Origin of the sequence: Acidovorax sp. LjRoot129, from assembly GCF_964253765.1 — a bacterium.
In the GTDB taxonomy this organism is placed as follows: Bacteria; Pseudomonadota; Gammaproteobacteria; order Burkholderiales; family Burkholderiaceae_C; genus Acidovorax.
In genome coordinates this window covers 4,883,251-4,902,192 of the sequence record NZ_CAXUSE020000001.1, presented here as the reverse complement: position 1 = coordinate 4,902,192, position 18,942 = coordinate 4,883,251, and the positions used below count along the sequence as shown (strand labels likewise).

General features: G+C 67.4%; 18 protein-coding genes. 14 read left to right on the top strand and 4 right to left on the bottom strand.

Features of this window, described 5'->3' with window-relative positions; translation table 11 throughout:
• Nucleotide 1: 1 nt before the first annotated feature.
• From ACSQ3Q_RS22430 to ACSQ3Q_RS22405, 6 genes are all read left to right on the top strand, one after another.
• Nucleotides 2-670, top strand: a complete 669-nt coding sequence (locus ACSQ3Q_RS22430; RefSeq protein ID WP_436136519.1) for a LysE family translocator — start codon at nt 2-4, stop codon at nt 668-670.
• A gap of 160 nt (nt 671-830) precedes the next feature.
• Nucleotides 831-1,862 carry an anthranilate phosphoribosyltransferase gene (trpD, locus tag ACSQ3Q_RS22425; RefSeq protein WP_436136518.1) on the top strand — a complete coding sequence of 344 codons (1,032 nt, stop codon included), beginning with the start codon at nt 831-833 and terminating at the stop codon, nt 1,860-1,862.
• A gap of 14 nt (nt 1,863-1,876) precedes the next feature.
• Nucleotides 1,877-2,446 carry a hypothetical protein gene (locus tag ACSQ3Q_RS22420; RefSeq protein WP_436136517.1) on the top strand — a complete coding sequence of 190 codons (570 nt, stop codon included), beginning with the start codon at nt 1,877-1,879 and terminating at the stop codon, nt 2,444-2,446.
• A 57-nt stretch (nt 2,447-2,503) separates the two neighbouring features.
• Nucleotides 2,504-3,304: an indole-3-glycerol phosphate synthase TrpC gene (trpC, locus tag ACSQ3Q_RS22415; RefSeq protein WP_436136516.1), complete on the top strand. Its 801-nt coding sequence runs from the start codon at nt 2,504-2,506 to the stop codon at nt 3,302-3,304.
• 68 nt (nt 3,305-3,372) lie between these two features.
• Complete coding sequence (locus ACSQ3Q_RS22410; RefSeq protein ID WP_436136515.1) at nt 3,373-4,089, top strand: uracil-DNA glycosylase; 717 nt, start codon at nt 3,373-3,375, stop codon at nt 4,087-4,089.
• Between the two features lie 63 nt (nt 4,090-4,152).
• Nucleotides 4,153-4,419, top strand: a complete 267-nt coding sequence (locus tag ACSQ3Q_RS22405; protein ID WP_436136514.1) for a DUF3253 domain-containing protein — start codon at nt 4,153-4,155, stop codon at nt 4,417-4,419.
• A 124-nt stretch (nt 4,420-4,543) separates the two neighbouring features.
• On the opposite strand, the gene ACSQ3Q_RS22400 is transcribed toward ACSQ3Q_RS22405, so the two are convergent.
• A complete protein-coding gene (locus ACSQ3Q_RS22400; protein WP_436136513.1) occupies nt 4,544-5,455 on the bottom strand; it encodes a LysR family transcriptional regulator in 912 nt (303 codons plus the stop codon).
• A 255-nt stretch (nt 5,456-5,710) separates the two neighbouring features.
• Between ACSQ3Q_RS22400 and ACSQ3Q_RS22395 the strand changes: the two genes are divergently transcribed.
• Together ACSQ3Q_RS22395 and ACSQ3Q_RS22390 are read left to right on the top strand one after the other, a co-directional pair.
• Nucleotides 5,711-6,694 carry a Bug family tripartite tricarboxylate transporter substrate binding protein gene (locus ACSQ3Q_RS22395; protein ID WP_436136512.1) on the top strand — a complete coding sequence of 328 codons (984 nt, stop codon included), beginning with the start codon at nt 5,711-5,713 and terminating at the stop codon, nt 6,692-6,694.
• A gap of 222 nt (nt 6,695-6,916) precedes the next feature.
• Nucleotides 6,917-8,518 carry a gamma-glutamyltransferase family protein gene (locus tag ACSQ3Q_RS22390; protein ID WP_436136511.1) on the top strand — a complete coding sequence of 534 codons (1,602 nt, stop codon included), beginning with the start codon at nt 6,917-6,919 and terminating at the stop codon, nt 8,516-8,518.
• Between the two features lie 89 nt (nt 8,519-8,607).
• On the opposite strand, the gene ACSQ3Q_RS22385 is transcribed toward ACSQ3Q_RS22390, so the two are convergent.
• Nucleotides 8,608-9,297 (bottom strand): hypothetical protein, encoded by a 690-nt coding sequence (locus ACSQ3Q_RS22385; RefSeq protein WP_436136510.1) that lies wholly within the window; start codon nt 9,295-9,297, stop codon nt 8,608-8,610.
• Nucleotides 9,298-9,361: 64 nt separating this feature from the next.
• Between ACSQ3Q_RS22385 and ACSQ3Q_RS22380 the strand changes: the two genes are divergently transcribed.
• Genes ACSQ3Q_RS22380 through ACSQ3Q_RS22370 form a run of 3 tightly spaced genes read left to right on the top strand, consistent with a single transcriptional unit; the run spans nt 9,362 to nt 10,967 of the window.
• Nucleotides 9,362-9,958, top strand: a complete 597-nt coding sequence (locus ACSQ3Q_RS22380) for a DUF2975 domain-containing protein (protein ID WP_436136509.1) — start codon at nt 9,362-9,364, stop codon at nt 9,956-9,958.
• Between the two features lie 20 nt (nt 9,959-9,978).
• Nucleotides 9,979-10,233, top strand: coding sequence for a helix-turn-helix domain-containing protein (locus tag ACSQ3Q_RS22375; RefSeq protein ID WP_436136508.1), 255 nt, complete (start codon nt 9,979-9,981; stop codon nt 10,231-10,233).
• Nucleotides 10,234-10,247: 14 nt separating this feature from the next.
• Nucleotides 10,248-10,967, top strand: coding sequence for a hypothetical protein (locus tag ACSQ3Q_RS22370; RefSeq protein ID WP_436136507.1), 720 nt, complete (start codon nt 10,248-10,250; stop codon nt 10,965-10,967).
• Between the two features lie 23 nt (nt 10,968-10,990).
• Here ACSQ3Q_RS22370 and queA read toward each other — a convergent pair whose 3' ends face one another.
• Both queA and ACSQ3Q_RS22360 read right to left on the bottom strand, forming a co-directional pair.
• Nucleotides 10,991-12,115: a tRNA preQ1(34) S-adenosylmethionine ribosyltransferase-isomerase QueA gene (gene queA / locus ACSQ3Q_RS22365; protein ID WP_436136506.1), complete on the bottom strand. Its 1,125-nt coding sequence runs from the start codon at nt 12,113-12,115 to the stop codon at nt 10,991-10,993.
• Nucleotides 12,116-12,264: 149 nt separating this feature from the next.
• Nucleotides 12,265-13,545 carry an HD-GYP domain-containing protein gene (locus tag ACSQ3Q_RS22360; protein WP_436136505.1) on the bottom strand — a complete coding sequence of 427 codons (1,281 nt, stop codon included), beginning with the start codon at nt 13,543-13,545 and terminating at the stop codon, nt 12,265-12,267.
• A gap of 102 nt (nt 13,546-13,647) precedes the next feature.
• On the opposite strand from ACSQ3Q_RS22360, the gene recG reads away from it, so the two are divergent.
• From recG to ACSQ3Q_RS22345, 3 genes are all read left to right on the top strand, one after another.
• Complete coding sequence (recG, locus tag ACSQ3Q_RS22355; RefSeq protein ID WP_436136504.1) at nt 13,648-15,807, top strand: ATP-dependent DNA helicase RecG; 2,160 nt, start codon at nt 13,648-13,650, stop codon at nt 15,805-15,807.
• A gap of 41 nt (nt 15,808-15,848) precedes the next feature.
• Complete coding sequence (locus ACSQ3Q_RS22350) at nt 15,849-16,814, top strand: LysR substrate-binding domain-containing protein (RefSeq protein WP_436136503.1); 966 nt, start codon at nt 15,849-15,851, stop codon at nt 16,812-16,814.
• Nucleotides 16,815-16,958: 144 nt separating this feature from the next.
• Nucleotides 16,959-18,713 (top strand): dipeptidase, encoded by a 1,755-nt coding sequence (locus ACSQ3Q_RS22345; RefSeq protein ID WP_436136502.1) that lies wholly within the window; start codon nt 16,959-16,961, stop codon nt 18,711-18,713.
• Nucleotides 18,714-18,942: the final 229 nt, after the last annotated feature.

Sequence of the window (18,942 nt, the reverse complement as noted above, 5' to 3'; positions counted from 1 at the left end):
CATGCCCGACAGCCACCAACTGCTCATGTTCATCGCGGCCGGCTGGCTGCTGAACCTCACGCCCGGCCCGGATGTGCTCTACATCGTGTCCAACGCCCTCAAGTCCGGCACCCGCGCGGGCATCGTCGCCGGCCTGGGCATCACGGCCGGGTGCTTCGTGCACATTTTTGCGGCCGCCGTGGGCGTGGGCGCGCTGCTGGCCACGTCGGCCACGGCGTTCACTGTGCTCAAGTGGGTGGGTGCGGCCTACCTGATGTGGATGGGCGTGCGCATGCTGCTGTCCAGGCCCTCGGGCGATGGCGGCAGCGCTGCCGCGCTGGCGGCCGCCAAAGCGTCTGCCGACGAGGTGGCCACGCCGCTGTCCAAGGTCTTCATGGGCGGCTTCTGGACCAACGTGCTCAACCCCAAGGTCGCGATCTTCTTCCTCGCCTTCGTGCCGCAGTTCATTGCGCCGGGCACCGAGAACAAGGCGCTGGCCTTCGTGCTGCTGGGCGTGCTGTTCAACGTGAACGCGATTCCCGTCAACACGGGCTGGGCGCTGGCGGCAGGCTGGATGGCGCGCCGCATGGGCGCGGTGCAGCGCGGCATGCACTGGCTCGACCGCATCGCCGGTGCGATGTTCATCGGCTTTGGCCTCAAGCTCGCCTTCACCGACCAACCGTCGCAATGAAGCACCCCCTGAGCCGCTTCGCGTCATCCCCCTTGGGGACGCACCCGGTGGACCGGCAAAGCCGGATCCACGGGTGCACTCGCCCTGGCAGCGCCCGTACCGTGGACTGCGCCGGCTGCCACGCGCCATTGAAGAATTAACGCAGACAGGATTTATCACCATGTCCATCACCCCCCAGGAAGCGCTGCAGCGCACCATCGAGCACCGCGAAATCTTCCATGACGAGATGCTGCACCTGATGCGCATGATCATGAGCGGCGAGCTCTCGCCCGTCATGACGGCGGCCATCGTCACCGGCCTGCGCGTGAAGAAGGAAACCATCGGCGAGATCACGGCCGCCGCGCAGGTCATGCGCGAGTTCTCCACCAAGGTCCATGTGCCCGACAGCAAGCACCTGGTGGACATCGTGGGCACGGGCGGCGACGGTGCCAACACCTTCAACATCTCCACCTGCTCCATGTTCGTGGCCGCGGCGGCGGGCGCCAAGGTCAGCAAGCACGGCGGGCGCGGCGTCTCCAGCAAGAGCGGTAGTGCGGATGTGATGGAAGCCCTGGGCATCCACATCAACCTCAAGCCCGAGCAGATCGCGCAGTGCATCGCAGAGGTGGGCATCGGCTTCATGTTCGCGCCCAACCACCACCCGGCCATGAAGAACGTGGCCCCGGTGCGCAAGGAGCTGGGCGTGCGCACCATCTTCAACATCCTCGGCCCGCTGACCAACCCGGCCGGTGCCCCCAACATCCTGATGGGCGTGTTCCACCCCGACCTCGTGGGCATCCAGGTGCGCGCGCTGCAGCGCCTGGGCGCCGAACACGCCATGGTGGTCTACGGCCGCGACGGCATGGACGAGGTGAGCCTGGGCGCGGCCACGCTGGTGGGCGAGCTGAAGAACGGGCAGATCACCGAGTACGAAATCCACCCCGAGGACTTCGGCATGTCCATGTCCAGCAACCGCGCCTTGAAGGTCGAATCCCCCGAGCAGTCGCGCGAGATGCTGGTCGGCGTGCTCAAGGGCGAGCCCGGCGCTGCGCAGGACATCGTCTGCCTAAACGCGGGCGTAGCGCTGTATGCGGCCAACGTGGTCGACTCGGTGCCCGCAGGTCTGGCCAAAGCGCGCGCCGCCGTCGCCTCCGGCGCAGCGCTGGCCAAGCTGGAGCAGGTGGTGACGCGCACGCATGCGCTCGCGGTGTGACCTCGGAGCAGACAATGAAAAGTGGGCATCGCATGCTGCAAGATGTCCACGACCTAGCGGCTGTCGTTGAGATGGAAGCCTGTCTGTACCTGCCCGCACGGGTGCAAAAGCAAACAGTATGGACGAGCGTCTTGACGGTTCTGCCGCTTTGCTTAATGGGCTATATCGTGCTGATTTTTCGGTGGCCGCTGCTCGCGACCGAATGGTGGGTCATCGTGCTTTGCCTTTTTGGCGCAGCAGCTGTGTTGCGGTGGCACGTCCGGAGATCCACATACAGTGCGTATTGGATCCTGGACATCACGAAGCGCAGGCTGGAGTCGGTGGAAAAGGACGTGGCACCGATCCAACTGGATGCGTCGCATTCCATTGGCTGCCACAGTGGGCCGCTCCATCATGGCGTTCTCACGGTCGAAGTCGAGTTGCGCCACAGAACCTCGGGTCCTGTCGCCACCCTATGCTCTGTGGACATGCCAACCTCTCTGAAGTCCAACTTGGCCACCCAATTGGAGATTCTCGACAAGTGCGTGGACCGGTTGGTTCATCGACTGGAGATCCGGCGATCCGGCGCTCGGCTGGTTTCTTAGACTTGCAAAGCAACCTATTCAACATGCGCGCAGCGTATTACTCCAACTGGTACTCAAATGTCTGACATCCTCAACAAGATCGTGGCCGTCAAGCACGAAGAAGTGGCCGCCGCCAAGAAGCGCATGCCCCTCGACGCGGTGCGTGCCGATGCCGAGAGCCGCGTGCTCACGCGCGACTTCGAAGGCGCGCTGCGCGCCAAGATCGCCAAGGGCCAGGCGGCGGTGATTGCCGAGGTCAAGAAGGCCAGCCCCAGCAAGGGCGTGCTGCGCGCCGACTTCATCCCTGCAGACATCGCGCAGAGCTATGCCGATGGCGATGGCAAGGTGAGCGCGGCCTGCCTGTCGGTGCTGACGGACAAGCAGTTCTTTCAGGGCAGCGTGGACTACCTTAAGCAAGCGCGTGCCAGCTGCCAGCTGCCCGTGCTGCGCAAGGACTTCATGGTCGATGCGTACCAGATCTACGAGTCGCGAGCGATGGGCGCCGATGCGATTTTGCTGATCGCGGCCAGCCTCGACGACACCCAGATGGCCGACTTCGAAGCCATCGCGCGCAGCCTGGATATGGCGGTGCTGGTGGAGGTGCACGACGGCGCTGAACTGCAGCGCGCGCTCAAGCTCAAGACGCCGCTGGTGGGCATCAACAACCGCAACCTGCGCACGTTCGACGTCACGCTCGACACCACGCTGGCTCTGATGAAGGATGTGCCGGCCGACCGGCTGCTGGTGACCGAGTCCGGCATCCTCGCGCCCGCCGACGTGAAGCGCATGCGCGATGCGGGTGTGCACGCCTTCCTGGTGGGGGAGGCGTTCATGCGCGCCGACGAGCCGGGCGAAGCGCTGGCGCGGCTGTTTGCCTGATTGTTGATTTGCTATTGTTTTAATAGCTACAAGCGCTTATTAATCAAGCGCTAGAGGCCAATTTGACTATGAATGACGCTGCCCCGACGCCCACCCAGCTGCAGAGTGCCGACCCCGCCGCCTGGCCGGTGGCGCCAGGCTGGAAGCCGCTGGTGGATGGGTTCTTTGCCGGGGCCGTGGGGCAGAAGCTGCTGGGGTTTCTGCAAAGCCGCATCGATGCCGGCGCGGTCATCTTCCCGCCGCGCCCTCTGCGGGCGCTGGAGCTCACGCCGCCGGACGAGGTGCGCGTGGTCATCCTGGGCCAGGACCCGTACCACGGGCGCGGCCAGGCCGAGGGGCTCGCCTTCTCGGTGGCGCCGGGCGTGCGCCTGCCGCCCTCGCTGCAGAACATCTTCAAGGAGATGCAGCGGGATCTGGGCACCGCTTTCCCTCCGTTCCCTGACCCGGGCGGCAGCCTGGTGAAGTGGGCGAAGAAGGGCGTGCTGCTGCTCAATACCGGACTCACGGTGGAAGAGGGCCTGCCCGCCAGCCACGCCGGCAAAGGCTGGGAGGCATTGACCGACGCCGTCATCCGCCATGTGGCCGAGGGCGAGCGGCCCGTGGTGTTCATGCTCTGGGGCTCGCATGCGCAGTCCAAGCGTGCACTGATTCCGCAGGACCGGGGGCACCTGCTGCTCATGTCCAACCATCCTTCGCCGCTGTCAGCCCTGCGCCCGCCGGTGCCGTTCATCGGCAACGGGCATTTCAGCAAGGCGCGGGATTTCCGGGCGCAGCACGGGTATTGAGGTGCTTGCTGTTGTTGGGTAGCGCACACGGTGGTGGTGTCGTCGCAAGCCGACGGAGTCTCCATGACAGACCAAGACATCGAAGAACGGATCTTTGCTCTGCTGTCGATGCGGCAAGCCGACGCGACCATCTGCCCGTCGGAGGTTGCTCGGTCCCTCTCGCCTGAGGGCAGCGTGTGGCGCGACCGTATGCCGCAGGTCCGGCAGGTCGCCCAGGCATTGGCGCAGCACCACCGCTTGCGCGTAACGCGGGGCGGCATGCCGGTGGATGCGACAGCGCCCGGCGGACCGATCCGCCTGGGCCTTCCTCGACCACAAGACGGCACATGACGCGGCTGCACACCACAGCGCCGCGGTCCGCAGCCTGGGCCGCCCCGGCTGCACCGTCATAAGTTTCTGCCATCCTTCACGCGGTGTCGTGTGCTATGCGCCCGCTATTGCGGCGCCCATCAAGCTACCAGCGCCCCGGCAGTCGCTCTTTCAGCAGATCCAAAAACGCCTGCACAGCCACCGGCAGGCTGCGCCCGGCCAGGGTCTGCACCTCCAGGTCGCGCAGGTCCATGCCAGCGTCGCTGATGGGCACGGCCACGATGGCCCCGGCCGCGACCAGGTGGCGCGCCGCGATCTCGCTGGCCACCGACAGCCCGCCGCCGTGCGCCACGAAGTTGAGCACCGTCTTGGCGTGGTTGCTGATGAGCACGGCTTCGAGCTGCAGGCCCTGGCGGCTGCAGACGATGTCGATCATCTGGCGCACGGTCGTCTCGACCGGCGGCAGGGCCAGGGGGTAGGCCGCCATCTGCGCGAGCGTGACGCTGGCCGCGCCCGCCAGCGCATGGCCGGGCGGCACGAGCGCCAGCACCGGGGCGTTTTGCCGGTAGGCGACCTCGACGTCCTTGTGCGGCGCGCGGCTGAAGCACAGGCCGATGTCGGCCGCGCCGCTGCGCACCGCGTCGGGCACCTGGGCGGTGGGCAGCGAGATCACGCTGAACTGGATGCCGGTGTGCGTGCGCTGGAACTCCACGCACAGGCGCGGCACGAGCTCATTGGCAAACGCGTCCGATGTGGCCAGGCGCACCTGCCCCGCGCGCAGGCCCTGCAGCGCGCCGATCTCACCCAGCGCGCGTTCAGCGTCCAGCACCGTGCGCCGGGCGTGCACGGCCAATATCTCCCCGGCGGCGGTCAGCACCATGCCGCGCGGGTGGCGGTCGAACAGCGGCGTGCCCAGCTGGGCCTCCAGTCCGGCGATCTGGCGGCTCAGTGCCGAGGCGGCCACGTGCAGACGCGCGGAGGCTTCGGTGAGCGAGCCGCTGTGCGCCACTTCCAGGAAGTAGCGCAGGGCGGCGTCTTGCAGGAGCTGGGGGCGCATGGGCAGGGTAGGGTGCAGGCGTGGAGAGGAACCCGTGTTGCCGGGCGAAAGCCCAAAGTATGAAGTGGTTTGCCGCCATGGCAAAGCTGCTTGCCTATTTGGCGTTGGTCATGCAGGCCCGTGCTTCCTAAGATGACCCACCGACTGCCCATTTGATTTCCCGTTGATTGCGCAAGCGCGACTCAGGGGTCCTGGGTGATTCTTGGGCTGCACGTCTGGCCCAACGTTCGCTTTTCCATCCTTCTGGAGTGCCGTATGCGTCTTTTTTCCTGGAGCCGTCGAGTGCTGGGCCTGGCCTGCCTGCTGGCATGCGTGTCTGCCGTGCACGCACAAGCCACCTGGCCCGACCGCCCTGTGCGCGTGATCGTGCCCTTCCCGGCCAGCGGGGCCACCGACCTGGTCGCGCGCGTGGTCACCCAGCGTGTGGCGGCCGACCTGGGCCAGCAGATGGTGGTGGACAACAAGCCCGGTGCGGGCGGCACCATTGGTACGGCCGAAGCCGCCAAGGCCCCGGCCGACGGCTACACCCTGCTGCTGACCACCAGCAGCACCCATGCCATCTCGCCCCACCTGATGCCGCGCCTGGCCTATGACCCGCGCAAGGACTTCACGCCCGTCGCCCACGTGGCGGACGCGCCCAGCGTGCTGCTGGTCACCAACTCGCTGCCCGTCAAAACGGTGGGTGAACTCATCGCCTACGGCAAGGCCAACCCTGGCAAGCTCAATTACGCCACCAGCGGCAACGGCACCATCGTGCACCTGAACACCGCAGCGTTCAGCGCCCAGGCGGGTGTGGAAATGACCCATGTGCCTTACAAAGGCACGGCGCTGGCCATCCCGGACCTCATCGCTGGGCAGACCCACGTGCTGTTTGATTCGCTGCCCACCGGCATGCCCCACGCCAAGGCCGGCCGTCTGCGCGCCCTGGCCGTGACCAGCCAAAAGCGCAGCAGCCTGGCGCCCGAGCTGCCCACCATGGCCGAGTCCGGCCTGCCGGGCTACTCGTCGGTGACCTGGTTTGGTGTGTACCTGCCCGCTGGTGCCCCGCCTGCGCTGGTCGAGCGTGTGCACCAGGCATTTGCCAAGGCCGTGCAGGCCCCGGACGTGGCCGCCAGCCTGGCCAAGTTGGGTGTAGAGCCCGCAGCACCGAGCACCCCAGCCCAGTTTGGCGCCATGGTGCAGGCCGACAGCAACCGCTGGGCGACGGTGATTCGGCAGCACAAAATAACCCTGGAGTGACATCCCCCCGGCACCTACAGAACCGTTCACGCTGAGCTTGTCGAAGCGCCGCGCAAGGCTTCGACAGGCGCAGCCCGAACGGCTTGGGCGGGAGCCGCCTTCGGCCCCTTCCCCCGAGAGAACGACACCCGGTGCGGGGCGGCCCTTCCTCGGTGTCTCTCGCTTTGCGCCGCGCCAGTTTCAAGCGCCGCGAACCCTTGCGGGCAACAAGTTCAGAACGCTATGAATAACCCAACCCTCGACTGGTCACTTCCCTACGCCTCCCACCGCAGTGCCGTGATGGGCCGCAACGTGGTCTCCACCTCGCAGCCGCTGGCCGCGCAGGCAGGGTTGCGCATGCTGCTGGCGGGCGGCAATGCGGTGGATGCCGCGATTGCCGCCGCCATGGCGCTCACGGTGGTCGAGCCCACGGGCTGCGGCATCGGCAGCGACGGGTTTGCCATCGTGTGGGACGGCAAGGAGTTGCACGGCCTCAATGCCTCGGGCCGGTCGCCGGCCGCGTGGTCGCCGGAGTATTTTGAAAAGCTGGGCGGCATCCCCGAGACGGGGTGGAACGCCGTCACCGTGCCGGGCGCCGTCTCGGCCTGGGTGGCACTGTCCAGGCGTCTGGGCAAGCTGCCCTTCGCACAGCTGGCGCAGCCCGCCATCGACTACGCGCGCAATGGCTTTCCGGTGTCGCCCACCATCGCCCGCCTGTGGGCGCTGGGCGGTGCCAAGCTGGGCGCGCAGCCGGGGTTTGCCGAGTGCTTTCTGCCCGGCGGCCGTGCGCCGCAGGCGGGCGAGATCTTCCGCAGCGAGGCCCATGCCCGCACGCTGGAGCTGATCGCCGAAACGCAGGGCGAGGCCTTCTACCGGGGCGTCATCGCCGAGCGCATGGTGGCCCATGCGCAGGCCCACGGCGGCGCGATGACGCTCGAAGACCTGGCCTCCCACCAGGCCGACTGGGTGGGCACCATCGAGCAGCGCTTCGGCGACTCGGTGATCCACGAGATCCCGCCCAACGGTCAGGGCATCGCCGCTTTGATGGCGCTGGGCATGCTGGACGCGCACGGCATCGGCAAGCACCCACTGGACAGCGTGGAAACAGTGCACGCCAGCATCGAAGCCATGAAGCTGGCGCTGGCCGACCTGGACCAGTACAACGCCGACATCGATGCGATGCACGTAGCGCCGAAAGCGCTGCTGGATGACGACTACCTGCGCAGCCGCGCAGCGCTCATCGACCCCCAGCGTGCCAGCGACCCCGGCCACGGCGCGCCGCGCCCGGGCGGCACGGTTTACCTGGCCGCGGCCGATGCGTCCGGCATGATGGTCTCGTTCATCCAGTCCAACTACATGGGTTTCGGCTCGGGTGTGGTCGTGCCGGGCACGGGCATCAGCCTGCAGAACCGGGGCCACGGTTTCACCCTCAAGCCCGGCCACGCCAACGAGGTGGGCCCGCGCAAGCGCCCCTCGCACACCATCATCCCGGCGTTTGCCATGCACGCCGACGGCACGCCGCAGATGGCCTTCGGCGTGATGGGCGGCCCCATGCAGAGCCAGGGCCACACCCAGATGGCGCTGCGCGTGCTGCGCTACGGCCAGAACCCGCAGGCCGCCGCCGACGCGCCGCGCTGGCGCGTGACGGGCGGCAAGGGCGTGGCCGTGGAGCCTGCGTTCGATCCGGCCGTGGTGGCCGCGCTGCGCGCGCGGGGCCATGACGTCATGGTGGAAGAGGGCAACGGCGTGTTCGCCTTCGGCGGCGCGCAACTGGTGCTGCGCCAGGGACAGCATTACATCGCCGGGTCCGACCCACGCAAGGACGGGCACGCGGTGGCGTTTTAAACGCCGTCCCAAAGTCCCTGTGCGCGTTCTCTCGCGGGGATCGCGGACAGGCCCGCGAACCTGGCCCCTGCAACGCGCCGGGGCCCGGTTCATCCTGCAGCGCAGACCGGAAAACGTTGGCTCAACTCGGCTGCCGGCATGGTCTCCGCCAGGTCCAGATTGCGCAGGATCGGGATGTATTCGCCGGGGTCCGCAAAGCGCATCAGGGTGGTCACCAGGCGTTTTTGCGCGCCCGGTTGTTGGCAGCCCGCCAGCTCCAGGCCCAGGCTCAGTTCGCGTTGACCGTCGTCCGTGCCTTTCCATGCCAGGGCTTTGGTGCGCAGGGCCTGCAGGCGGGGCAGGGCGGCAGGGTCGATGCGCCAGACCTGCACGATGGTCTGGGGCTTGTCGTGTTCCGCCAGCGGGCTGCGCTCTGCGGTGCTGCGCAGCTCCTGCAAGGGGAGCTTTTCAGCCAGCAGCTCGGTGGTGGTGGTTCCCCCGGGCTGGCGCACCTTGCGCGACACGCTCACTGACAGCACCAGCGATTGGCCATACAGCTGCAGTGCCGGGCCGTGCACCACGGCAGCGCGCAGGGCGGCCGGGTCCAGGGTTTCGAGCTGGAGCTTGCGCAGCTTCCACAGCGACGACACGGGCACGCTGCCACAGGCTGTGAGCAACGCCGCCAACAGGGCGATCCACCAGCGTGCATTGCGGGTCCGGTAGCGACTCGGACGGCTCGAACCTGTCGCCAGGGTTGTGCGGTCGCTATTGCGTAGGTGGGGGATAGAAGTAGCAGTCATTGGTGTCATAAATTGCTGTTAGGCAGTATATTATTATTGTTTTGCAGAAATTAATAGGTGCGCCATGCCCAACTCCACTTCCCTGCGGTCGTCCGTTCAAAGCGCCTCGTTTCGCCGACTCGCCTGGGGCCTGCTCGTCGCCAGCTGGACTTGCGCGCTCGTGTCACTGGGGGTCTCTTTGGCGCGCTGGGCCACCATCGGGCACGAAGCGGACTGGGGCCGATGGATACCGGTCACTGTGGTGCCGGCCCAGGCAATGGTGGCGGGCTTGGTCGCCCCCACATCCATGGACGCCGCATGGCGCTGGGTGGGCGTGGGGCTGGAATGCATCCCGGGCCTGGCCTTGATCTACACCGTGTTGTGCGTGCACCGCATCTGCCGCGCGTTTCTGGCGGGGGAGGTGTTCGGGCCGGTAGTGGTGCGCGGGTTTCGGGGCGTGGGCTGGGGTTTTCTGGCGATGTTCGTGACTTCGCTGCTATACCAGGTGGGGGTGACGGCGTTGCTGTCCTGGTTGGCTTCGGGTCGCCAGGGCGGGATGATCGTGCTGGGGGTCAGCTCGTTCGAGATGAGCGTGATGGTCGTGGGGCTCATGATGCTGCTGCTCGCCCATGTGCTGGCCGAAGGTTGCCGCCTGCAGGCCGAAACCGATGCCTTTGTGTGACCCGACCCGTTGCCACCACCATGACGATTGTTGTCACCCTGGATGAGATGCTGGTGCGCCGCAAGGTGAAGTCGCGCGACCTGGCGGCCCACGTGGGCATCACCGAGGCCAACCTGTCCTTGCTCAAGAGCGGCAAGGTCAAGGGTGTGCGCTTTGAGACCCTGTCGGCCATCTGCGAGTACCTGCAGTGCCAGCCCGGCGACTTGCTGGCCTGGGTGCCGCAGGACGGCGATCAACCCGCTGGGTCGGCAGGCCCCGCGGGTGGCCCACCCTGAGCACGTTGTCCTCCATGCGCGATCGCGATGGCCACGTGCGCCGTTGGCGCCTGGCGGGTGCCGTCGCGGTGGCGCTGGCAATCCATGGGGCGCTGCTTGTGGCCTGGGTGAGCCCCGGTTGGCGAGGGACACGCACGGCCAGGCCTTCGCCAGCGCCGTCGGCAGCGGCCATGCAGTGGGTGACGCCTATCCCGCAGTCGCCGACCCGCCACGCTGCAGCAGCAGCCGTTGCACAGGCGGAGCCCAGGCGCACGACGGCCGATATGGCACCCGCCCGCCGCACGGCAGTCCGAGAGCCCCGCGCAGCCGACGAGCCCACGCCGGTCACGTCGGCGGGCTCGGTCATCGCGCGGGATGACGGTGGCGCTGCGCCCAATGCGCTGACTGCGACGGCCCCTGCGCCCTTGCCGCCCGCGTCGGGCGCGCAACCATCAGCCCCGGCAGCGGCTGTTGGGGACACCGACGGCATCGCCCGCGCGCTGCGCGACGAGCGTGCGTGGCAGCGCCGCCATGGTGCGCCGGCCTGGGGTGGCCCGATCGCGAGCGCAGAGGGGCCGGCGCCTGGCCTGTCGGGAGGCTCGGTGTCCGTGCGCGAATCCGTGGGGGCCGATGGCAGCCGCGTGGCCCGTGTGCAAGGCCCCGCCGGCAGCTATTGCGTGCGCGTGCCGTCGGCCAACCGCTTGCCCGATGTGGGCGCTGCGCCCCGGGTGGCGCCGGTCACCAACTGCCCCTGATAGGCGGGCGTGCCGTTCGTGGGTCAGCGCGGCACGCTGCGCTCGAGCAGCATCGCGTCGCCATAGCTGAAGAAGCGGTACTGCTGCGCGATGGCGTGGCGGTACAGGCCCATCACATGCGCGTAGCCCGCAAAGGCGCTCACCAGCATCATCAGCGTGCTCTTGGGCAGATGGAAGTTGGTGATCAGCACGTCGACCACCTTGAACTGGAAACCCGGCGTGATGAAGATGCTGGTGTCGCCCGACGCCTGGCCCGAGCGTGCCCACGATTCGAGCGTGCGCACCGTCGTCGTGCCGACTGCCACCACACGCCCGCCGCGCTGGCGGCAGCGCTCCAGGGCGGCCAGCGTGGCGTGCGGCACCTCGTACCACTCGCTGTGCATCTGGTGCTCGGACAGGTTCTCGGTTTTTACCGGCTGAAAAGTGCCAGCCCCCACATGCAGCGTGACGCTGGCGCGCTCGATGCCGCGCGCCGCCAGGTCGGCCAGCACGCCCTCGTCGAAGTGCAGTGCGGCCGTGGGCGCGGCCACGGCGCCAGGGTTGCGTGCAAACACGGTCTGGTAGCGCTGGGCATCCTCGGCTTCGTCGGGGTCGTGGTCGGCGTTCTGCTGGCGCTCGATGTAGGGCGGCAGGGGCAGGTGGCCGTGGTGTTCCATCAGCTCCCAGGGCGATTCGCCTGCAGGGCCGTGCAGCGCAAAGCGGAACAGCGGGCCGTCCTCGGTGGGCCAACGGCTCAGCAACAGGGCGTCAAATCCGCCTGCGTGGCGGCCACCGGCCATGTGCACGGTGCTGCCGGGCAGGGGCTTTTTGCTGACCTTCATGTGGGCCACGACTTCGTTGCCCGGGTTGTTGGCTTCGGTGGGCAGCACGCGCTCGATCAAGAGCTCCAGCTTGCCGCCGCTGGCCTTCTCGCCAAAGATGCGCGCTTTGACCACACGCGTGTCGTTGAACACCAGCAGGTCGCCCGCCCGCAGCAGGCTGGGCAGTTCGCGAAAGATGCGGTCGGCTGGTTCCTTGGCGCGGCCGTCGAGCAGGCGCGAGGCGCTGCGTTCCAAGGCGGGGTGCTGGGCAATGAGCTCAGGGGGCAGCGAGAAGTCGAAGTCGCTGAGCGTGTAGGCGCGCGGAGCGCCGGTCGGAAGGTCGGTCATGGGACTTGAGGGCCGGACAGGCCCGTGCCAAGGAAATGCAAGAAGGGCGGCATTTTCCCACGGCGTTCCACGGCCCTACGGACACGTGGCTACTGTCGTCCCGCGCTGCTGGCGACCCAGCGCCTGCGCCCGGCTGTGCTGTGGCTTGGCTACCAGGCCTTTTGCGCAAAGCCGGACCACAGCTCGTTGATGTCCGGAAACCGCCACCGCTCCGGGTCCTCGCGGCCGACGATCTTTTCGGTGCAGCCCGGCGCAGCCAGGTCGACACGTTCCGGGGGAATGCGCAGGTCGGACTTGGTCGAGAAAAACACCTTGACCACCGGCATGGTGAGCGCGGCCGGGGCCTGCTCGGTGACCACGCCGATGCGGCCCGACGCCAGCCGCACCAGCGAGCCCACGGGATAGATGCCGATGCTTTTGACAAACGCCTGGAAGATGCGCGCATCGAAATGGTCATTGGTCCATTCGGCCATGCGGCGCAGCGCCTCGGCCGGGTCCCAGGCGCGCTTGTAGGGCCGGTCGGAGGTGACGGCGTCATACACGTCGCAAATCGCGGTCATGCGGGCGATCACGCTGATGCTGTCGCCCCGCAGCTTGCGCGGGTAGCCCGATCCGTCGACCTTCTCGTGGTGGTGCAGGCAGGCGTCGAGCACCGCCGCAGGCACATTGCCGCCCTCCTTGAGCATCTGGAAGCCTTTGACCGAGTGGCTGCGCACCACGGCAAATTCCTGGTCGGTGAGCTTGCCGGGCTTGTTCAGCACCTCAAGCGGTATGGCGGCCTTGCCCAGGTCGTGCAGCAGGCCGGCCATGCCTGCCAGCCGCGCCTGATCGTCGTCCAGCTGCAGCTGCCGGGCCAGCGCCACCATCAGGGCGCAGACGGCCACCGAATGCATGTAGGTGTAGTCGTCGGCGGTCTTCAGGCGCGCCAGGCTGATGAGCGCGCCAGGGTTGCGGGTGATCGAGTCTGAAATTTCCTGCACCAGGCTCTGCGCGCGCTCCGAGTCCACCGCGCGACCCAGGCGCGCCTCGCTGAACATGGCCACCACCGCCTGCTTGGCCTTGACGCAGATGGCGGCTGCCGCCTGCAGCTCGCTGTGCATGTCGGTGGGGGTGTGATCGCGCAGCGGCAGGGCGGCCTCTGGCGGCAAGGTGACGGTGTGTGGCGGCAGGCTCTCCAGCTGGCTGAAGTCAGTGTCGATCTTGGCGTCGGCCTCCTGGCGCGAGACCGAGGTGGTGCCGGCCACGGCGTCAGCGCCCTTGCTGGTGTCGATCCAGCACTCCTGGATCGCGGTCGCCAGGATGCGGCTCAGGTCTTCAGGGTCGCTCAGCAGGAATTTGCTGCGCCAGAAAGGATGGTCCATCCACGAGCCACAGAACTCGTGCAGGTACATGCCCAGGGTGAGATGTTGAATTGGAATGCGCTTGAGCATGGCACGGGGCCTGGGCCGGGAAAAGACGCTGCCAACGGTCGTAAGCAGTGGTAACCATGGTAGCCTTTTTGGCCCACCCTTGTCGTTCGTAATACCCGCTACATGCCCGCCGCTGCACCCCCCTCTCCCGCCAAAGCCAAGGCGCCGGGCAGCCCGGCGGTCGGCGCCAAGGGAGCGGCGTCGGTGGCGCAAAAGGCGTTGCAAAAACTGGGCCTTCGGCGCGACATCGACCTGGCCCTGCACCTGCCCCTGCGCTATGAGGACGAGACCCGCATCACGCCGCTGGCCAACGCGCGCGATGGGCAGATGGTGCAGATCGAAGCCACGGTGATCGCCAGCGACATACAGCTGCGCCCGCGCCGCCAGCTGGTGGTGCAGGTGGAGGACGACACCGGCAGCTGCGAGCTGCGCTTCTTCAGCTTCTATCCCTCACACCAGAAGACCCTGTCCGTGGGCGCGCGCCTGCGCATCCGGGGCGAGGTCAAGGGGGGCTTTTGGGGCCGGCAGATGCTGCACCCCGCGTTCCGCCTGGCGGGGGGCGAGCTGCCCGCCGCGCTCACGCCGGTCTACCCCACCACGGCCGGGCTGCCCCAGCCCTACCTGCGCCGCGCCGTGGTCGGCGCGCTGGCCCGGGTGGACCTGTCGGACACGTTGCCGCCCGGCACCGAGCCGCCCTATGCCCGTTTTACAAGCCAAAATGGCCTCCCGCGCTTGTTCAGCCTGCGTGAAGCGCTCACTTTTTTGCACCACCCCACGCCCGACGTGGCGCTGTCCACGCTGGAAGACCACAGCCACCCCGCCTGGCAGCGGCTGAAGGTGGAGGAGCTGCTGGCCCAGCAGCTGTCGCAGCAGCAGTCGCGCCGCGCGCGCAACATGCTGCGTGCCCCCGTGCTGCGCGTGCGCCGGCCCACCGACAACGCGCTGCCGCTGCACGAGCAGCTCATGGCTGTGCTGCCGTTCAGCCTCACCGCCGCGCAGCGCCGCGTGGGTGAGGAGATCGCAGCCGACCTGGCGCGCCAGGTGCCCATGCACCGGCTGCTGCAAGGCGACGTGGGTTCAGGCAAGACCGTGGTGTCGGCCCTGGCCGCCTGCCTGGCCATGGACGCGGGCTGGCAGTGCGCCCTGATGGCGCCCACCGAGATCCTGGCCGAGCAGCACTTCGCCAAGATGATCGGCTGGCTTGAGCCCCTGCTGGCCGCGCGCGGCCGCAAGGTGGCCTGGCTGGTGGGCGGGCAAAAGAAGAAGGACCGCACCGCCATGCTGGCCCTGGTCGAGAGTGGCGAGGCGGCGCTGGTGGTGGGCACCCACGCGGTGATCCAGGAGCAGGTGCGGTTCAAGAATCTGGCGCTGGCCATCATTGACGAGCAGCACCGCTTTGGCGTCGCGCAGAGGCTGGCCCTACGGCAAAAGCTGGCCGAGCACGGCATGGAGCCGCACATGCTGATGATGAGCGCCACGCCCATTCCGCGCACGCTGGCCATGAGCTACTACGCCGACCTCGATGTCTCGGTGATCGACGAGCTGCCCCCGGGCCGCACGCCCATCGTCACCAAGCTGATTGCCGACAGCCGCAAAGACGAGGTGATCGAGCGCATCGGCGCGCAGGTGGAATCTGGCCGACAGGTCTATTGGGTGTGCCCGCTGATCGAGGAAAGCGAGGCGCTGGACCTGAGCAACGCCACGGCCACCCACGCCGACCTGAGCGAAGCCTTGCCGGGCTGCAGGGTCGGTCTGCTGCACTCACGCATGCCCACCGCCGAGAAGAAAGCGGTGATGGCGCTGTTCACCAGCGGCCAGATGGGCGTGCTGGTCAGCACCACTGTGATCGAGGTGGGCGTGGATGTGCCCAACGCCTCGCTCATGGTCATCGAGCATGCCGAGCGTTTTGGCCTGTCGCAGCTGCACCAGCTGCGGGGGCGCGTGGGGCGCGGCGCAGCAGCGTCGGCCTGCGTGCTGCTGTATGCCACCAACGACAGCGGCCGCGTAGGAGAAACCGCCAAGGAACGCCTCAGGGCGATGGCCGAAACCAATGACGGTTTCGAAATTGCCCGCCGCGACCTGGAGATCCGGGGCCCGGGTGAGTTTTTGGGTGCACGCCAGTCGGGCGATGCGCTGCTGCGGTTTGCCGACCTGGCCACAGACACGGTGCTGCTCGATTGGGCGCGTGAGCTGGCCCCGGTGATGCTCGACCGTTTCCCCGAACTGGCCGCAAAACACGTGGCGCGCTGGTTGGGTGGAAAATCCGACTATCTCAAGGCATGAGACGCTGCGGTCACACCTGACACGGCCCGCTGGAACACACCATGACCCTTACCGAACTCAAGTACATCGTGGCCGTGGCGCGCGAGAAGCATTTTGGTCATGCCGCCGACGCCTGCTATGTCTCGCAGCCCACGTTGTCGGTGGCCATCAAGAAGCTGGAGGAAGAGCTGGATGTGAAGCTCTTCGAGCGCAGTGCCGGCGAGGTTTCGGTCACGCCGCTGGGCGAGGAGATCGTGCGCCAGGCGCAGAGCGTGCTCGAGCAAGCTGCCGCCATCAAGGAAATTGCCAAGCGCGGCAAGGATCCGCTGGCCGGCCCGTTGACCCTGGGCGTGATCTACACCATCGGCCCCTACCTGCTGCCCGACCTGGTGCGCCAGGCCATCGGCCGCTCGCCGCAGATGCCGCTCATGCTGCAGGAGAACTTCACCGTGAAGCTGCTGGAAATGCTGCGCACGGGCGAGATCGACTGCGCCATCCTGGCAGAGCCTTTCCCGGACACAGGGCTGGCCGTGGCGCCGCTGTACGACGAGCCCTTCATGGCGGCCGTACCCAGCTCGCATGCGCTGGCAAACAAGAAGTCAGTGACGGCGGCCGAGCTCAAGAGCGAGACCATGCTGCTGCTGGGCGCAGGCCATTGTTTTCGCGACCATGTGCTCGAGGTCTGCCCGGAGTTCGCGCGGTTTTCCAGCAACGCCGAAGGCATTCGCAAGTCGTTCGAGGGCTCTTCGCTCGAGACCATCAAGCACATGGTGGCAGCGGGCATGGGCGTGACGCTGGTGCCGCGCCTGTCGGTCCCGCGCGATGCGCTGCTCACCGTGTCCCGCCGGCGCAAGAGCGACGAGACCTACATCCGCTACCTGCCCATCCGCGAAGAGGACGGCGGCCCACCACCCATGCGCCGCGTGGTGCTGGCCTGGCGGCGCAGCTTCACGCGGTACGAGGCCATCGCGGCGCTGCGCAACGCGGTGTATGCGTGCGAACTGCCGGGCGTAAAACGCCTGTCCTGAACGGGCCCGGTCGCGTCTGGCGGGACTACACTTCGGCCCCGCATGGCGTGGGCGCAGTGAACAGGTCCTAGCCCGTTCTGCGGGGTTGCGCCACATGCAGCCCCGCAGGCGCCCTGCGCACTCCGCAACCCAAGGAAAACAATCATGAAAAAGATCCTGATGGCCGCCGGCTTGGCCGTGGCCCTGGCCGCCTGTTCCAGCATGCCCTCCAACGCACCCACGGCGAGCGCCAAGGGTACGGTCAAGAAGGCCGACATGGACCGCCTGGTGGCCACGCTGCCCGCTGCGGCGCAAGGCAGCTTCCGTGACTTTTTGGCCCAGGCCGCCCGTGAGAACCCGATGTTGCGTGCCAGCGCCTCCGCCTATGCCGCCCAGCAGCCGCTGGCAGGCGATGACCTCGTCAACATCAGCCGCATGCTCGGCCTGTACAACCGCCTGCACAACCAGGCGGCGGTGATCGACGCCACCGCAAAGATGGTGGAGCTCCCCACCTTCCGGTCTGACAAAGTACCGCCCCACGAGGACAAGTCCATCATCGCCTTCGGCGTCCTGGTGGAGCGCATGGCCCGCGATTTCGGCCTGCAGTTCCGCAACGTGGACAACCGGGTGTTTGAAGTGAAGCTGCCCGGCAGCGGCCCGGAGGAGTTCGGCATCCTCACGCATGCCGACGTGGTGCCCGTAGTGGCCGACGAATGGGTGCTGGACGACGGCACGCGCCTGGACCCTTTCAAGCTCACGCGCGTGGGCGGCAACTTGTATGGCCGGGGCTCGATCGACGACAAGGGATCGATCGCCACCGTGCTCTACGCGATGAAGGCCGTGAAGGAAAGCGGCCTGCCGCTGTCGCGCACCATCCGCCTCATGATCGAGACGACGGAAGAAACCGGCGGCGATGCGATGAAGTACTACCGCACCAAAACCACGCTGCCTGAGTACAACATCGTGCTCGACAGCAAGTACCCCGCCGTGGTGGCCGAGAAGGGCTCCGGCGCGCTGCGCGTTTCCTTCCCGCTGGCATCGCCCGCCAACGCCAGTGCCGGGGGCACGGCCATCACCGCCATGGCCGGTGCTGCCTCAACCAACGCGGTGCCACAAACCGCCACCGCCAAGCTGCAGGGCGGCAATACCGCCGACGTGGCTGCGCGCCTGAACGCCGCCAAGGCGGGTTTTGTCGAGAAGTACAAGCCCCAAGGCGGGCCGTTCAGCATCGACGTGGCGCAGGACGGTGCCGCAGTGCAGGTCAAGGTTACCGGCACGTCGGCCCACGGTTCGCGGCCCGAAGAAGGCGTGAACCCCGTGCCGCGCCTGGCGCTGTTCCTGAAGGAGTCCGGCATTGCGCTGGCGCCCAACGGCTACGCGCAAGCCGTGCGCTACATCGCCGACCTGTATGGCACCGACTACCTGGGCCGCACCCTGGGCCTGGCCTACAGCGACGACTTCATGGGCCCGCTGACCCTGTCGCCCAACCTCGTGCGCGAGAAGGATGGCAAGGTCGATGTGCTGGTCAATGTGCGCATGCCCCGCGGCAACACGCCCGAGGCCCTGTCGCAAGCCACTACGGCCCGCATCAAAGCCTGGGGCGCGCAGGCCGGCGTGGCGGTGGAGGTGGACCACAGCCAGGGCAACTGGATGGCCCGCGACCCCAAGGGCGCGTGGCTGAGCACGCTGCTCAACACCTTTGGCGACACCACGGGCCTGGAAGCCAAACCCGTGTCCACCGCCGGCAGCACCACCGCCAAGTTGATGCCCAACGCCATCAACTTCGGCCCCGCCATGCCAGGCAAGAAGTACACGGCCCACAACGCCAAGGAGTTCAAGGAAGTGGTGGACCTGGACGCGGACATGCAGATGTTTACCGAAATGCTGGTGCGCATCGGCAATCTGGCCCAGATGCAGTAAAAGCGGCTAACAGAACTCTTCTGGCGTCGTTGCTGCGCCCGGTTTTGTAATGGCCGTACTGCCTGCGACGCAGCGCCTGGCCAGAACCGCTTCGCTGAGTTTCGCTGTCCGCACTAAGCCGCAGCGCGCCGCCCGGGAATTGCCTTGCGCTAAAGTCAATGCAGGCCGCTGCCCCCGCGGCGCGCTGCCCCGGCAGCGGGTTTTGGGGGCGGCAGATTTCCATCGGTAT

Bases quoted from the DNA above. Each gene is read 5' to 3' on its own strand.
- ACSQ3Q_RS22390 (WP_436136511.1), top strand. From the start codon at position 6,917: ATGAATAACCCAACCCTCGACTGGTCACTTCCCTACGCCTCCCACCGC.
- ACSQ3Q_RS22400 (WP_436136513.1), bottom strand. From the start codon at position 5,455: ATGCGCCCCCAGCTCCTGCAAGACGCCGCCCTGCGCTACTTCCTGGAA.
- ACSQ3Q_RS22360 (WP_436136505.1), bottom strand. From the start codon at position 13,545: ATGCTCAAGCGCATTCCAATTCAACATCTCACCCTGGGCATGTACCTG.
- ACSQ3Q_RS22405 (WP_436136514.1), top strand. From the start codon at position 4,153: ATGACAGACCAAGACATCGAAGAACGGATCTTTGCTCTGCTGTCGATG.
- ACSQ3Q_RS22430 (WP_436136519.1), top strand. From the start codon at position 2: ATGCCCGACAGCCACCAACTGCTCATGTTCATCGCGGCCGGCTGGCTG.
- ACSQ3Q_RS22345 (WP_436136502.1), top strand. From the start codon at position 16,959: ATGAAAAAGATCCTGATGGCCGCCGGCTTGGCCGTGGCCCTGGCCGCC.
- ACSQ3Q_RS22385 (WP_436136510.1), bottom strand. From the start codon at position 9,297: ATGACTGCTACTTCTATCCCCCACCTACGCAATAGCGACCGCACAACC.
- ACSQ3Q_RS22350 (WP_436136503.1), top strand. From the start codon at position 15,849: ATGACCCTTACCGAACTCAAGTACATCGTGGCCGTGGCGCGCGAGAAG.
- trpD (WP_436136518.1), top strand. From the start codon at position 831: ATGTCCATCACCCCCCAGGAAGCGCTGCAGCGCACCATCGAGCACCGC.
- ACSQ3Q_RS22380 (WP_436136509.1), top strand. From the start codon at position 9,362: ATGCCCAACTCCACTTCCCTGCGGTCGTCCGTTCAAAGCGCCTCGTTT.
- ACSQ3Q_RS22420 (WP_436136517.1), top strand. From the start codon at position 1,877: ATGAAAAGTGGGCATCGCATGCTGCAAGATGTCCACGACCTAGCGGCT.
- ACSQ3Q_RS22375 (WP_436136508.1), top strand. From the start codon at position 9,979: ATGACGATTGTTGTCACCCTGGATGAGATGCTGGTGCGCCGCAAGGTG.
- recG (WP_436136504.1), top strand. From the start codon at position 13,648: ATGCCCGCCGCTGCACCCCCCTCTCCCGCCAAAGCCAAGGCGCCGGGC.
- ACSQ3Q_RS22395 (WP_436136512.1), top strand. From the start codon at position 5,711: ATGCGTCTTTTTTCCTGGAGCCGTCGAGTGCTGGGCCTGGCCTGCCTG.
- trpC (WP_436136516.1), top strand. From the start codon at position 2,504: ATGTCTGACATCCTCAACAAGATCGTGGCCGTCAAGCACGAAGAAGTG.
- ACSQ3Q_RS22410 (WP_436136515.1), top strand. From the start codon at position 3,373: ATGAATGACGCTGCCCCGACGCCCACCCAGCTGCAGAGTGCCGACCCC.
- queA (WP_436136506.1), bottom strand. From the start codon at position 12,115: ATGACCGACCTTCCGACCGGCGCTCCGCGCGCCTACACGCTCAGCGAC.
- ACSQ3Q_RS22370 (WP_436136507.1), top strand. From the start codon at position 10,248: ATGCGCGATCGCGATGGCCACGTGCGCCGTTGGCGCCTGGCGGGTGCC.